Raw genomic sequence first — 14897 nt, forward strand, 5'->3', positions numbered from 1 at the left:
TCCGGGAAGGCTCGATTTTTTTTGTGTAGAGATTGAGAAGCCTTCTTTTTATAAGGCGATTAAGCCCCTGTGTTTTGCCGTAGAGTTCTATGGTCTGCCTCGTTTTTAAATTGTTTTAGCCATTTGTTAGGGTTTAAACAACCTTTAGTTATTCGTTGACAATAAGATCTCCGTCTATCTCTACAGATACAGAGAATTTGACACTGTCGAGGAGTATCATTACACGGTCTTTACCTTCCAGTTCCTTTTCAAATATCCCGCTTATACCTTTAAAAGGTCCGTCTTTAACCAGAATTTTTTCACCCTTTTTAAACTGTTTCTTTTCAAGCGTTGCTACACCGTCTTCAAGTCTGTATCTGATAAATGCTATCATCTCATCTTGTACAGGGACAATCTTGCCGCCAAAATGTACGATTGTCTTCACGCCCCTTGTATACTTTATAAGGTGAAAATCATCTATAGGATGAAATCTTGCAAAGATATATCCCGGGAACATCTGCTCAACCACATAGATAAATTTACCATCCTTATATTTTCTCAGTTTAAGCTTCGGGGCAAGAACTTCTATATCTCCGCTTGAAAGATTGTTTGCAGCCCTGTCCTCGTTTTTTGGTTTAGTATTCACGACAAACCATCTCTTCATATAGTTCCCTTAATCATATTTACCACTCATTATCATTTAAAATACACAATTTTGCAAGTCAAATGAATGCTCATCAAATCCATTATCCAAGACATACCTCGAATGATGTTTTCCATTGCAGTTTTCATTCGATGCCGGGAGAGGCTTTTATCCCGAAACTTTACAGGCAATTGGGGGTGCCCTTTCTCTCAGATATTCTGAAAGATCTTTTATATAAGAAATCTGCTAAATAACTTGACATAATTAAGTATTTTTAATATCATGAAATAAATGAAGATAGAAATACTCGGGTGTTATGGAAATGTAACGGGCAATTACAGGGCAACGTCGTTTCTTGTAAACGATACCCTTCTGATAGACGCAGGCACGGTTACTGAAGTGCTTGACGATAAACAGTTGGGTCGTATAAAAAATGTGATTATAAGTCATACGCACATTGATCACGTTAAGGGTATTTTCCCCTTTGCTGATGAGCTTGCCATGATGAATATAGAAGGCTTGAAACTCCTGAGCGTGAAAAACATACTTGATATTATATCTAAAAACCTCTTCAATAACCTCATATGGCCTGATTTTACCATAATACCTTCTGTGAACAACGCCATCATAAATCTGCAGGAAATAGCGCTTGAGCAGGAATCACTCATAGATAACATCATCATAAAACCTGTTCTCATGACACACACCGTTTATACAGTCGGGTATGTGATAAAAGAAGGCGAAAAGGGCTTCATGTTCACTGCAGACACCGGTCCTACGAAAAGGTTCTGGGAGGTGGCAAGAGAAGAGAAAGGCATAGAATTTATTATTGCCGACGTCTCATTTCCAAACCGCTTAGAGGGCATGGCAAAGATTTCCGGACACATGACGCTGTCCATACTCATTGAGCATCTTGACAGGTTCGGGCTTGACGATATGCCGGTTTATATAAGCCATATAAAACCCATTTTCCTGAATGAAATTCTGAATGAATTAACTCTATCAGAAAGAAGTAATATCAAACCTCTTGAACAGGGGGCCAGGATAGTATTATGATATACTATAGGTGATTTTAAATATAAATCTAATATAACGGGGTGGGTTATGAAGAAATATTTTATTACTTTTGCTTCATGTTTTTTTATTTTATTTCTTGCGGGTTTTGCCTTTAGTGAAACCTTATTTGACCAAGGCCTCAAAGACTTCAAAGATGAAAACTATGAAGAGGCCCTTGCAAACCTCATTGAGGCTCGTAAGCTTGAACCCACCTCAACAACGGCAGCCTTTTATCTCGGACTTACCTACAAAATCCTGGAGAATTACAAAGAGGCTGTGCCTCATCTGCGGGATGCCGTCACCTTCAGCCCTCCTGTCAGGGAAGCCCTTGTAGAGCTGATAGACTCATTATATCAGACTGAAAACTTAGATGAAGCAAATAAATGGATTGCAGTGGGTGAAAAAGAAGGCATCGCTCCTGCACGTATTCAATTCCTGAAAGGGCTCAATTTGCTTAAAGAAAACAAAAACGCCGACGCCATTGTTGCCTTTGAGAAAGCAAAGGAGATGGACAAGACCGTTGCCCAGGCAGCCGATTTCCAGATCGCCAGCGCCTATATGAAGATAGGAAAGCTAAAGGACTCACAGAAACGTTTTAAATCATTGATTACCCTTGATCCCACATCAGACCTCGCCACCTATGCAAGGGATTACGACAGGGCCGTAACAGACAAGATAGAGGCGGAACGACCTTTCAGGTTCAATGTGAGCCTCGGCTACAAATACGATTCCAACGTGAATGCACGGCCTGCATCAGGTACTGTCTTCGATAACCCGAATAACTCATCTATGGTTTCCGGTCAGGAAGACACAGCGCTCAATGCAAACATCCGTGCCATTTACATCGCACCTTTCTCTTTCAAAACCCCCTATAGCCTTTCCGTGCAGTACACCCTATCTGCCGACCGTTATATGAGAAGGGACGATTACAACTTGGCGCAACAGTCTGTCACGGTCACCCCCGGATACAGCTTCAGCAAGGTTGCTCTTACCGTACCGCTTCTATTCGGCTATATCAACCTGCAGAGGGAAAAGGGCAATGATTTCCTGAACAAACTTGACTGGTGGTCGGATACCCGGTATCTCCTTACTATGGGACTCACCCCTACAGCAAGATATATGATCAACGACAAGAATATTCTGGAGCTTACTTACGGGTTTATGCGGAATAAATATTACAATACTACCGAAATTACCGTGGCTCCGGACCCCAATGAAGACCGGGACGGCGAGAGCAACAGTGGCTCTCTCGGATGGACATACTTTTTTAAAGAAGGAACAGGAATATTTACCATTAAGTATACCTATACCGCCATGGGAACCGACGGGCACAACTGGTCCTATGATGAGGACAGGTTCAGCCTGAGTTTCCTCTATCCACTGAAGAAGAACCTCAAGTTCCAGTATTCATCGGATGCCGCATTTACAAAATACAAACACGACAACACGATCTTTAACATCGCAAGAAGGGACGATACATTCACCAACTCCATCGGCCTTATCTATACGCTTTTCAAGAATATGGACATTATCGGACAATTTACCTATACTAAGGACAATTCCAATATAAGCACATACGATTATGACAAATCCATTGCTTCTATCAGTGTAGAATACAGGTTTTAAGGAGGTTATTATGAAAAGACATCTTGTTATATCCTTTGCGATTATTTCTCTTGTCTTCTTATCCTTTGCAAGCCTGTCTCATGCTGTCCTGGCCGGTAAGGTCAGTCTCCTTGAAGGCAGAGTAGACGTCCTGAAGCCGGGGAAGAATGCAGCAGCACCGGTAAAAACAGGAGAACCTGTAGATGTGGGCGATATCTACCGTGCAAAGAGCGACGGCAGGATAGAGATTGTTTTTATAAACGGCAATATTTTAAAGATTGCCCCGAACACCAGGGCCGAGATAAAAGAAGCCATGTTTGAAGGGGATAAGAGCAGCAATATCATCAAGCTCCACCGCGGGAGGGTTCAGGCTATCTCCAGCGAAGAGTTTATCAAAAAGGTAGCCGGATTTGCAGAAGGCAACAAGTATGAAGTTCATACCCCCAATGCTGTAGCAGGGATCAGGGGCTCCAATATGATCGTTTCTTTCCTCCGGGGCGTTACAGGCACACTCTTTACTATCGGCAGGGGGTACCAGTTTAACCCCAATGACCCGCAAAGGAGAATAGTGAACATTGTGGGCGGCACCATATCTTTTATAGCATCTGCCACCGGTTCCCCGACGCCTCCAAGAACAGCTACATCGAATGAAATATCCGTTCAGGTCAATGCCGTGACAACAGTAGAAAAACCGAAGGGCGAAGGGGGCCAGGGACAACAGGCTTCCGGAGGCACAACATCGGGTACCGGCACAGGTAGTACATCGGGCACTGGAACGGGCGGTACATCGGGTACCGGCACAGGTAGTACATCAACCGGAGGCACACAGTCTTCAGGCGGATTCAATCCGAATGCTGCACCGGTTGGGCCTGTTGCACCGGCTCCTGCTCCGCCGCCGCCGCCGCCGCCGCCGCCGCCACCGCCGCCACCACCGCCGCCGCCTGTACCTCCAGCACCTTCAAATACCAATTTTAAAAGTTACATGTCTACATCCATATGGCATTTTGCAGGCGATTATACATTATTCGGCGCTGTCACTTCGCCGTTATATATTAAACTTACCTGGGGGGCAACTCCGAGCGATCTTGATGCGCATGCATTGATTGCGGCAACAAGTTCTTCTGGTTCAAGATATCATGTATATTACTACGACAAAGGATCATCATCTGCTTACCCCTATGCAAAATTAGACCAGGATAAAACGTCGGGATATGGCCCTGAGACAATCACCGTTCAGCAATTTACCGTCGGCAATACCAATTATTATGTATATAATTATTCCGGAAGCCCTTCGATAACAGCTTCCAGCGCAGTTGTCGAAGTGAAAGACGCCAGCAATAATGTAATAGCTACCTATAATGTCCCCACAACCGGCACCGACAGGTACTGGAATGTCTTCTTGGTTCAGGCAAGCAGCACTACTTCGGGCACCCTCTATTCGTTAAGTAGTTCAGATAGTATCTCAGATACTTCTATTCCGAAATGGTATAGCAGCGGTTCTGTCACAGGGACACTAAAGGGTTCAGGCCAGTTATGGACACAGGGTACTGAAGTGCCTGTAACAGTGACAGGGACAGGATACGGAGGTGGCAGCAACCACGGAACAATTGTTAATAACACAATATACAGTCAAAACAATTCGAACAGCAATAAAACAACCAGTGATGGCGGCGCCTATTATGGGGTGTTCAGCGCGTCCGAGCTAAATAAAAATGTGAAAGCCAGAATTGCGCTCCTTTATATTAACCCTTCAGGCAATAGCGCAGGGTACATAGGCAGCAGAGGCTCGCTTACCGGCACGGCAAACAGCAGTGATGATACATTCGCATTAAGCGGCAACGTATTCAGTGCACAAATTGCATCCAATATAGGCGTGTTGCCTGCAGACCTTTATTCCAGCATAAGCTCTTCTTCTTATGCGGGCAGCTCCATTTCCGGCACTGGTTCATTTACGGCAGGCGGAACGATTACTGATACCAAGATAAGAGACAGCATGTATTATCAACAGATTTCAACCCAGAACTGGGGCATATGGAATACAGAGGCAGCTTTTATTTACCAGGGCACCGCAGGAAATGATTGGACTGCAACGATAAGTATGGATAACACAAATAACAGCAATTATAAAATAGACCAATTGGCAATTGTGGGGACGCAATGGTCCGATAAAAGGTTGGACGGTAGAGTGAGCGGATACGGTGCAGGCAAAACCCCCGACGGAGACGGCCGAACATGGCTCTATTTCGGCGATATTGTCGGTACCTTTGACCCGGTTTCATTGACTGCCCAATCCGTCCTGGTAGGTGGGTTTATTGGTACAAACAAATATCTTGAAATGGTTGCAACAGACGCCGGCAGGGCAAGTCTGCAGGTGCTCAATGTCCCCTGTGTTCAGGTGGGGAGCGCAAACTTAAGTGGTTCAGGAAACAACCTGACCGTTAACATGAACGATGTAAAATTCTTTTCAACATCTGCCGGCGTTGTACCGCAGGTATGGGCAACAGGGAGCGTGAACGGCACTTACACAGGTACCCCGTCTACATCATCTTCTGTAAACATAAGCGGCAGCGGTCTTTCCGCGCAGTTTGATGTCAAGCGATGGGATACAAGCGCAAAGATATGGGTATCCAAAATACAGAACGGCACCGGAAGCTTAAGCGGAGGCACATACAACGGCGCTGTAACATTTATGGGCGCAGGTTCAGGTACAATAGCACCCACTACATCAACAACTGGATCGTTTTCCGGCTCTGCAGCGGGGGTGGCGAAATAAACGACATGCATATGACAAAAAGAACGGTCATTGCCTGCTTCTTTATAATCTGTATTGTTGCCGTACTGGATATGCTCCCGGTTTCAGCACAGGAACTTAAAATCGGGATTTTCGACCTCCAAAAGATCATGAGGGAGTCAAAAACCGTTGGCGGTTACCGCCAGGATTTTCTGAAAAGCATTGAAACAAAAAGAAAGCCTCTACAGGATAAAGAAGAATTTGCAAAGGCTATTGAAGACAAGATCAAAAAGGATGGCAGCAGTCTTTTGCCGGGGGACAGGAAGGCCATTGAAGAAAAGCTTGTTGACGAAAGCAAGGAAATCAGAAGGATGAAAGAGGATTTTAACGCCGAGGCGATGAAGATGGACAGGGAACTGGCACAGAAGGCCTTTTTGGAAATAGATGTAATTATCAAAAAAATAGCCGAACAGGAGAATTATACTATCATATTTGAAAAAACTGCTGCCGGAATAGTCCACTTTAAAAACACGGTTGATATCACAGGCAAGATACTTGAACAATTCAAGTAAGTATTACAGTAAGCCCTGCCTTACAGTCAGGGCTTTTTTACTACTTCTCAGAAAACTTCACCACTTCTTTTTCTGCAGAACACTCTGCAATAGCGCATTCCTCTCCCTCTCCTAAAGATGATATCGCATAGATTGCAACAGGCTCGGCTTTGCCCTTTACCGCAACCCTGTCAAGCCCTTCGACTTTTAGTCTCCACATCTTCCCTTCGGTGATTATCCCTCTTATTTTATCGAGGGTAGATTCTGTAATAATGACGTCCGAGTCGTATTTACGTGTAAGTCCCTCCACCCTTGCGCCCAGGTTCACATTGTCGCCAATAACCGTATAATCCATCTTTTTCCCTTCAGCACCGATATTGCCTACGATAACCTCACCGGTATTGATGCCGAAACCTGCATAAAGAGACTCTCTGCCTTCAGATTCCCATTTTGCATGAAGCTCACCCAACCTCCTCTTCATATGAAGCGTACATTTGACTGCAAGCTCTGCATGGTTTTCCTGGGGCAAGGGGGCGCCCCAGAAGGCGACAATCTCATCCCCCACAAACTTGTCAAGGGTGCCCTCCCATTGGAATATTATATCCGTCATCTCTCCAAGATATTCATTGAGAATTTGCACAACCTGCTCCGGCGAATGTTTCTCTGAAAATGTTGTAAAACCCCGCACGTCTGAAAACATGACGGTAATTTCCCTTCTCTCGCCGCCAAGTTTTGCAAGGCTTGGATTCTTTATAAGTTCATTGACAACTCTTTCCGTCACATAACTCGAGAACATGCCCCGTATCCTTTTGGCATACCGCTCCTCTGTTGCATACCGGTAAGCCGTTATAGTAAAATATGTAATTACCAGGTTGCTCCCTGTAAAGCTTAAGTCAATCCATATATTTTTCTCGAAAAAGAAATAATTGGCAATCAAATAAAGCGCTCCTATAAAAACAAAGGAGAGAAGGGCGCCGAATAACGCTTTTAGCCTTACAATCAAAATAGAGAAAATTATGCCGGAGATAAGAATAATCAAAATATTTGTAAGATTTGTGATTCTAAAAATAAAATCTTTATGCAATATAGATGTTATAACATTCGCGTGCTTCTCCACACCGGCCATGATCCCTGTGGGTGTTACCCTCAAATCATATATCCCTACCGCAGTTGCCCCGATAAGAACGATCTTGTCTTTAATTTTAGATGGGGCTACCTTGTTCTGAAGAACATCAAGAGCAGATATTTGCGGCGTCGTCCCCTCCGGCCCATAGTAGCGTATGAGCGTCCTACCCCAGAAATCCGTAGGGATAAAGCTATCCCCCAGTTGAATCCCATCGGTTGCCTTCAGCGTCATTGCCTCCATTGGCAAGCCCATAAAAACCCTTGCTGCCTGGAGGCTTATGGATGGAAATATTTCCCCGTCGAATTCCACGGCCATTATTTCCCACCTGAGGACCCCGTCCTTGTCCGGGATCATATTAATATGACCGAGTGTCTTTGCACCCGCTGAAATTTCCTTTAACGGCATAAGGACTTTATTGGCGCTTATAGGTGGAAATATCTTAAAATTACCGGAGTCGCGCACCATAGGGAAAGAACTGTCATACAGAATATTCTCGCTTATCTTGCTTTTTTCACCCTTAAAATCAAAAACAACAGGGAGGATAACGTTTCCGGCTTTTTTTATGGATGCTGCAAGAACATCATCGTCTTTCCAGGGTTCGCTGAAAATAATATCCAGAGCAATGACCTTTGCTCCCATTTCATTTAAAGCATCTATCATAAGGGCTACTTTGCTCCTGTCCCAGGGCCATCTTCCTATTTTTTCAAGGCTTTTGTCGTCAATCCCCACAATTACGACCTCTTTCAACGGAGCTTTCATTCCATGAATATGATATCTTACATCGTAGAGAAGAAGTTCAAGGCGCTCAAGAGGAACAAATTTGATGACAACAAGTGTAGCAAATATAAGTGTAATAATGACCCCGATTATTGTTGGAAGGAGTGTTTTTCTCATATGCGAATTTGTCCTTTTTCAAGCATTACTAATGTGGTATAGTAGACAGATAGTATCATATTGAATTATTAAATTAAATATTTATCATTTTGCGCCCGTAGCTCAGTTGGATAGAGCGTCTGCCTCCGGAGCCAGAGCATTGGACCTTATGGAGCTCGAAAATATTGGTTAATTAGTTGTTTTTACTTACTATTTAAGAAAATTAATTTCATGGGGTTTTAATAAAATACCCTATTTTTTAATGTTTTTTATCACAGTTTTATTACAGTTTTATCACAGTGGGCATTCAATAAGAGCCGAGAAAATATTAGCGCAAATAATGGATTTGTCATAGGCATCTATTTTGAATGGAGTATGTATATTTGCACAAAAGTGTCAGAATTTATCTGAACAAAAGTACTTGACGAATGTACCGATTATGTACTCCCTGCCACCGGCGTTGTCTTTGCCGTGTATTGTGATCGTTTCCCCGGTCCTGTTTATAACAACTTGATATACATTTCCGTACTGGTCGGTCAACATAGTATCGTATCCTGTCACCTTTATCCGCCAAAGTTCCACCTGAGTAAAGCAAATGCTGGAGGTGATATAACAGTAGTATTTATCTTTAAGATATTCATAAAGTACCAGGGTCATGTCCTTTAGCTCAAGATATACGTCACGAGATGGATTATTCGGTGCTCTTTGCCAGGCACAGCCATTGAATTTGGCAAGAAAACTCTCTATTTCGTTTTTTTGATATGTTCCATCAGATACATTGCCGGATGATAGGGGCGGCGTTGCAGATTGAAGATTCTGAGAGCAAACGGATACTGGAAGGAAAACAAGACAAAGCAAGCACGCAAGCAGCGCAACGAAAAACAGGTATTGTCTTTGAATATCAAACATTCTTCTGTTCCATAGGATAGTGGGATAGTCTTTTAATTAGGCTATACTGAAAATGGACTTTTTACAAGTGCCAAACCGGCATGACCCATATCCCCTCTATTCACCAATTGTTGATGTAGCCTTTATCGATTCTCTTTGCCGTGGCATATCCTGCAAGGGTGCTTGACACATATAACTTCATGTGCTATTACAGCAAACAAGGGACACTCATAGCCAGATATGGTATGAAGCCCGTAGCAACCTTATGGGGTGGAATAAAAATGAAGCCCGTGATGTTTTTGCGAGCTAATTAACTCTGGGTGTCCCTTGTTTCATACATTGCTTATTTTTCTCAGCCCTTTTAATGAAAGCCCCACCTATTTTGATATTCGTTACTTGGTTTTATTGATTCTTTCCTGTGAATAGCAGAAAATTATCGCTTCTACCCACCTATCAAACATACAGGCTTTCCTGCAAATCTGAGAATTATTGAAGTCGAGATTTGCAACTGGTGCGTTTGTGTAGCAGCTTTCATTCGATAATGCACAAGGATGATCAATATGAAAATTGTTTTACCAAATTATTAAAGCCACCTACCAATCAAGCCTATGGCCCTTTCAATGGATCCGATGATTATTTATTGAAGTCGAGATTTGCAACTGGAGCGTTCGAATGGCAGCTTTCTTTCCGTAATCCGCAAAAGTAATCAGTGGGAAAATTAAATTCGCCGGTTATTAACGCCGCCCATAAAACTTGCAGGCCAGGGCATAAGTAAAATTGTCGGTTGCCAGTTGAAATATTTTATCGCCATCGAAGAAATATTATTTAAAAATATTGTCTGTTAATTATCAAACTTATATTCAGCATTTTTTTCAAAATATATTTTCCACTGCCATACACTTGGCAGTCAGGCATGGTATAAAATACACAAGAAACATGTGGAGGTATAAATGTCATTTAAATTTGATTCATTAATGAGGATTCTTAACATGCTTGACAGAAAAGAAAAGGTAACAGTACAGTCGCTTATGTATGATTTGAATATCAGTGAGAGGAGCACCTACCGCTATGTGACAACCCTGAAAGATGCCGATTTCCCCATCAACTTTGACAGGGAAAAGGGTACATATACCTTCGAAGAAGGGTATAGCCTGAGCAAGCCGGACCTTACACTGGAAGAGATCCTTGCCTTCTCTCTGGCCAGGAAACTCCTCGGTAATTTTGGCCCCGGCATGGAAACTACCCTTGATCAGATAGAAAAAAAGATTTCCATAAAGAAATCCGGGGTATTAAAGAATGTTATTTTCTCTCATGAAGATTTTTCAGCCAAGGTTGGAGAGTACCTTTTTTCCATTCACCAGGCAATTCAGAATTTTCAGAAGATTGAACTTGTTTACAGGGCGCTCTATTCAGACGAAGTGACAAAACGTAAGGTAAACCCTTACTATCTTTTTTCCCAGGATGATTTATGGCATTTCAGGGCATATTGTAATCTGAGAAAAGATTTTAGAACTTTTGCTCTTGATCGTATAAAATCAATGAGAATACTCGATGAACACTTTGTCCCTGGAAGAATCCCGCAAGAAGATGAACTTGCAGGTGCTTTCGGAACATATATCGATGGTGAACCCGTAGAGGTAGTCATGAGATTTGATGAAGATATAAAACCCTATATTCTGCGGAAAAAATGGCATAAAAGCCAGCAGGATCACCCTCTTGATGACGGGAGAATTGAACTGACCTTTATTGTTAACGGCATTGAAGGCATAAAGCAATGGGTATATAAATGGCTCCCATATGTTGAGGTTATAGAACCGAAAGAACTTAAGGCAACACTATTGGAAGACTTGACTAGATCCATTGAGAAAAACAGGAAAACAATGAAAGGTAAAACGTGAAGGGTCAAAAAACAATATCGGATAGCTGTTTTGTAGATCGATGAATAGGAGCACAAATCAGCAATAAAGACTTTTGTAAAAAAAGGGAGTACCATGGAATATAACAAGAAAGATGAAATATACCTAAACAAGTCGCTCTTTATCAGGGCTCTCCAGTGCCACAAATCACTCTATCTCAAGAAGCACCAACCTGATTTGGCAGAGACGCCTTCTGAGGACCAGCAGGCAAGAATGGAGAGCGGACAAGAAGTCGGCATCCTTGCTCAGGATTTATTCCCGGGAGGCATAGAGATTCCGTATGAGGGATTAAGTTATGATGAGCAGCTTGCAAGAACAGATGAAGCAGTCAGGACGGGCCATACGATCTATGAAGGCGCCTTCAGATATGACAATATTTTCATTAAAGTTGATATCCTTTACAAAGGTGCTGACGGCTGGGAACTCTATGAGGTAAAGGGATCAACGGAGGTCAAGGAATACCACACAAACGACATTTCCCTTCAGTACTATGTCCTTAAAAATGCCGGTATCCCCGTATCGAGGGCATGTCTTGTCCATATCAACAACCAGTATATACGTAACGGTGAAATAGAGGTTGGTAAACTCTTTATCTCAGAGGACCTTACCGGTATGGTTCAGGAGAAAGAAAGCTTAGTCAGGGAAGAGGTTGCAAAGATGCGGGAGATGCTGAATGGTGACGTGCCTCAAATTGATATTGGAAGTTACTGCGACGACCCGTACCCATGTGATTTTAGCAGCCACTGCTGGAAACACATTCGGGAAGGGTCTGTCTTTGACCTGGCAGGCAGGGGCGTTGACCGTTACGACCTTTACTACAAGGGGGTCAAAAGACTCATCGACATCCCCACAGACATTCTCACGAACAGCCAGAGGATTCAAGTTGAGTGCGCAAGGGACAAAAGCAGCATAATTGACAAGGAACAGTTAAGGAAATTCCTTTCACGGCTCTGGTATCCGCTCTATTTTCTTGATTTCGAGACATATATGCCTGCCATCCCCCTTTATGACGGGATGTCACCCTACCAGCAGATGCCTTTTCAGTATTCTCTATTCGTGCAGATAAATGAAGGAGTGCCCCTTCAACACTATGAATACATTGCTCAACCCAACGTTGATCCGAGGAGAGAGCTTATCGAAAAACTCCTTTATGAGATTCCCCAGGGGTCATGCGGACTTGCCTACAACTCCTCTTTTGAGGTAAACAGACTGAATGAACTTGCTGTATGGCTTCCAGAATACAAGGATACAATTGCTGAAATTACAGAAAACATTATTGACCTGGCAATACCTTTCAGAAGCAAATATGTCTACTCATGGGAAATGTGTGGTTCTTACTCACAGAAGGCTGTACTGCCTGCTCTTGTACCTGAGCTGAGTTATAACGGTATGGAAGTTGCTGACGGCGGTATGGCTATGGATGCCTACTTCCAGATGTGTACCTCCAAAGATCAGGACGAAATTGAAAGAATCAGGAAAGCCCTCCTCGAATACTGTAAGCTCGATACTTTGGGAATGGTGAAGATTTTGGAGAAGCTGAAGGCACTTATCTTATAGTGTTAAACCTTAGGAATGATACGGAAATAAAACGAGCCCTGGAAGAAAGGGGTTTTGTTACAACCTGGAGCGATCCTTTTTTTGACTGGATTCGCAAATCCAATGCCAACAGCTCCGAACTGCCAGAAAAACCACAGCGGTTTTTCATCACTGATCCTCCAGTTCCGAAGGTTGCTCCCTTTGACATCGCCACAATAAGAATAGACACCTCCAACGATTCCATCTACTTTGCCCTCACCTTCTATTTCTCCAGTGTTATGGAACCATGTCTTGGACCGGAGGACTTCCATGAGGTCTTTCATAAACATGATACGTACTGGATCGTAAAGCTCGAAGAATATTTCAGTGAAATAGAACATCGGTTTAAGCTCAAATGGAATATTGAATACGATTCAACCATTGAAGATACTCTCTACGGCTTGTTTCTATTTGATCAGGATGAAAAGGTTTTCGAAATTCTGGAAGCGTTAAAAATATCGCAGGATTCTGTTTGCCGGAAGGCTGGCAATCAAATGGGTTTAACCAATTTAGGAGGATAGAAGAAATGAAAGGAAGATCTCAATTCATTGGCGCTGCTGGTCAGCATTACGTCGCTTATTGCCTCTCAATCCGTGGTATACACGCCGCTATTACACTTGGCAATGTGCCTGCCGTTGATGTGATTGTAGCGAAGCCAGACGGAGAGCTTGCACTGTCAATTCAAGTCAAAACATCCAGATGGGCGCACCGGCCTAATCGATACGGCAAGGAGTTGTGTGAATGGGATGTCGGCTCCTCCGCTGTCAATCGCTTTAGTGACCATCTCTGGTATGCGTTTGTCGATTTGCAGGAAAGCGATACACCTCCATGGAATCCACGCGTGTTCCTTGTCCCATCCTTATGGGTCGGCAAGTTCGTAAAGGATGAATGGTCACGGAAACTATATATGCTGCCAAAAGATGCTTGGCCTCTCTGTCTTGAACGTTGGGACAGGATTAACGCTTTTTTTGACGGCGAATTAGAGACTTGCAATTGGTACAGCACTATTCCACCGGAGGCAGCAGATTGGGAAGCCTCCTAACTTTGGATGCAGCCAATCGACTATAAATTTTTCTATTACATTTCTTAGATAAAAAATACCGCTGCCAAACAGGTGGCAGAAGGGTCTGCTATACTGACTTGTAAAGGAGAATCCTTATGGACGGAGGAAGCTTGCAAAACGGTACATCTGGGCAGTTGCTGATGTGGGAAGCCATAGACTATTTTATTTCCGCCGGTAAAGTTGTTTGCCGGCTTTTCAAGGATGATTTAAGGGAATTGGTCTCTAAGTCAGATAACAGGTTTAAATCTATGCACCTCAGAGAACCGTTCACCGTTGATTTGGGTCAGAATAAATTGTCTGCCGGTAATTATAAGAGAGAAGAAGAAGGATATGCCGACTGGCTTATATGGATTCTGATGCAGCTCAGCGGTGCACAAATATTGAGTATATTCGGGATAACAGACGAAACAACCCTGAAATCCTGCACTTCTTTGACGCCTGTTATTAAGAAGGAGGTAAGTGTTCGGCCATGTCCGGAAACACCGTATGTCAGGACCGATATCCTGATAATTTATACAGATATACTTTTAATACACGTTGCAGTGAAGGTAATCGACGCCAGAATAGCTCATGTTCAGGAGCAAGGTGTTTATAGAAAATCGCTTGAAGGGAGAGGGTTTGAACATATTCCGAAGTGCCACCATATACTGCTTGTAATTAATTCATTCCATGAAGAATACGATGGATATAAAGTGCTGAGATGGGCTGATTTATGTCTTAACCTCAGACAAATAATTCTTACAGAAGGGAGTCTTGATAATCTACTCGTTAAATCAGCAATAGCAATATTTGTCGGTATAGTCGAACAAACTTTGTTAGGCCTTTCAGTCAGCGGTTTTTCCGGCAGCTCAAAATTGATAGATTATATGGAATTAATATTAAGGCGATAAC

The 14897-nt window shown here is 43.0% G+C and carries 12 protein-coding genes; 9 read left to right on the forward strand and 3 right to left on the reverse strand.

What is annotated here, in order from left to right; all coding sequences use genetic code 11:
• Nucleotides 1-148: 148 nt before the first annotated feature.
• A complete protein-coding gene (locus NT178_18000) occupies nt 149-643 on the reverse strand; it encodes a hypothetical protein (protein ID MCX5814411.1) in 495 nt (164 codons plus the stop codon).
• A gap of 270 nt (nt 644-913) precedes the next feature.
• On the opposite strand from NT178_18000, the gene NT178_18005 reads away from it, so the two are divergent.
• From NT178_18005 to NT178_18020, 4 genes are read left to right on the forward strand one after another with little or no spacing between them, the layout of a single operon-like run.
• Nucleotides 914-1678 (forward strand): MBL fold metallo-hydrolase, encoded by a 765-nt coding sequence (locus NT178_18005; protein ID MCX5814412.1) that lies wholly within the window; start codon nt 914-916, stop codon nt 1676-1678.
• A gap of 48 nt (nt 1679-1726) precedes the next feature.
• Nucleotides 1727-3304: a surface lipoprotein assembly modifier gene (locus tag NT178_18010; protein ID MCX5814413.1), complete on the forward strand. Its 1578-nt coding sequence runs from the start codon at nt 1727-1729 to the stop codon at nt 3302-3304.
• A gap of 10 nt (nt 3305-3314) precedes the next feature.
• Nucleotides 3315-6056: a FecR domain-containing protein gene (locus NT178_18015; protein ID MCX5814414.1), complete on the forward strand. Its 2742-nt coding sequence runs from the start codon at nt 3315-3317 to the stop codon at nt 6054-6056.
• An 11-nt stretch (nt 6057-6067) separates the two neighbouring features.
• Nucleotides 6068-6586: an OmpH family outer membrane protein gene (locus NT178_18020; protein MCX5814415.1), complete on the forward strand. Its 519-nt coding sequence runs from the start codon at nt 6068-6070 to the stop codon at nt 6584-6586.
• A 40-nt stretch (nt 6587-6626) separates the two neighbouring features.
• Here the strand turns inward: NT178_18020 and NT178_18025 are convergent, their stop codons facing one another.
• Together NT178_18025 and NT178_18030 are read right to left on the reverse strand one after the other, a co-directional pair.
• Nucleotides 6627-8585 (reverse strand): adenylate/guanylate cyclase domain-containing protein, encoded by a 1959-nt coding sequence (locus NT178_18025; protein ID MCX5814416.1) that lies wholly within the window; start codon nt 8583-8585, stop codon nt 6627-6629.
• 375 nt (nt 8586-8960) lie between these two features.
• Complete coding sequence (locus NT178_18030) at nt 8961-9473, reverse strand: hypothetical protein (protein ID MCX5814417.1); 513 nt, start codon at nt 9471-9473, stop codon at nt 8961-8963.
• Between the two features lie 929 nt (nt 9474-10402).
• Here NT178_18030 and NT178_18035 point away from each other — a divergent pair.
• From NT178_18035 to NT178_18055, 5 genes are all read left to right on the forward strand, one after another.
• Nucleotides 10403-11350, forward strand: a complete 948-nt coding sequence (locus NT178_18035) for a WYL domain-containing transcriptional regulator (protein ID MCX5814418.1) — start codon at nt 10403-10405, stop codon at nt 11348-11350.
• A gap of 93 nt (nt 11351-11443) precedes the next feature.
• Complete coding sequence (locus NT178_18040) at nt 11444-12925, forward strand: DUF2779 domain-containing protein (GenBank protein MCX5814419.1); 1482 nt, start codon at nt 11444-11446, stop codon at nt 12923-12925.
• Entirely contained in the window at nt 12925-13464 is a 540-nt protein-coding gene (locus NT178_18045) for a hypothetical protein (protein ID MCX5814420.1), read from the forward strand. Before NT178_18040 ends, NT178_18045 begins: the two co-directional genes overlap by 1 nt.
• Before the next feature lie 5 nt (nt 13465-13469).
• On the forward strand, nt 13470-13985 hold the full coding sequence (locus NT178_18050) for a hypothetical protein (GenBank protein ID MCX5814421.1): 516 nt from the start codon (nt 13470-13472) through the stop codon (nt 13983-13985).
• A 116-nt stretch (nt 13986-14101) separates the two neighbouring features.
• The gene (locus NT178_18055) at nt 14102-14896 is read left to right on the forward strand and encodes a hypothetical protein (protein MCX5814422.1); all 795 of its coding nucleotides are present in this window, start codon (nt 14102-14104) and stop codon (nt 14894-14896) included.
• Nucleotide 14897 lies beyond the last annotated feature (1 nt).

Source organism: Pseudomonadota bacterium, assembly GCA_026388255.1.
In the GTDB taxonomy this organism is placed as follows: Bacteria; Desulfobacterota; Syntrophorhabdia; order Syntrophorhabdales; family Syntrophorhabdaceae; genus JAPLKB01.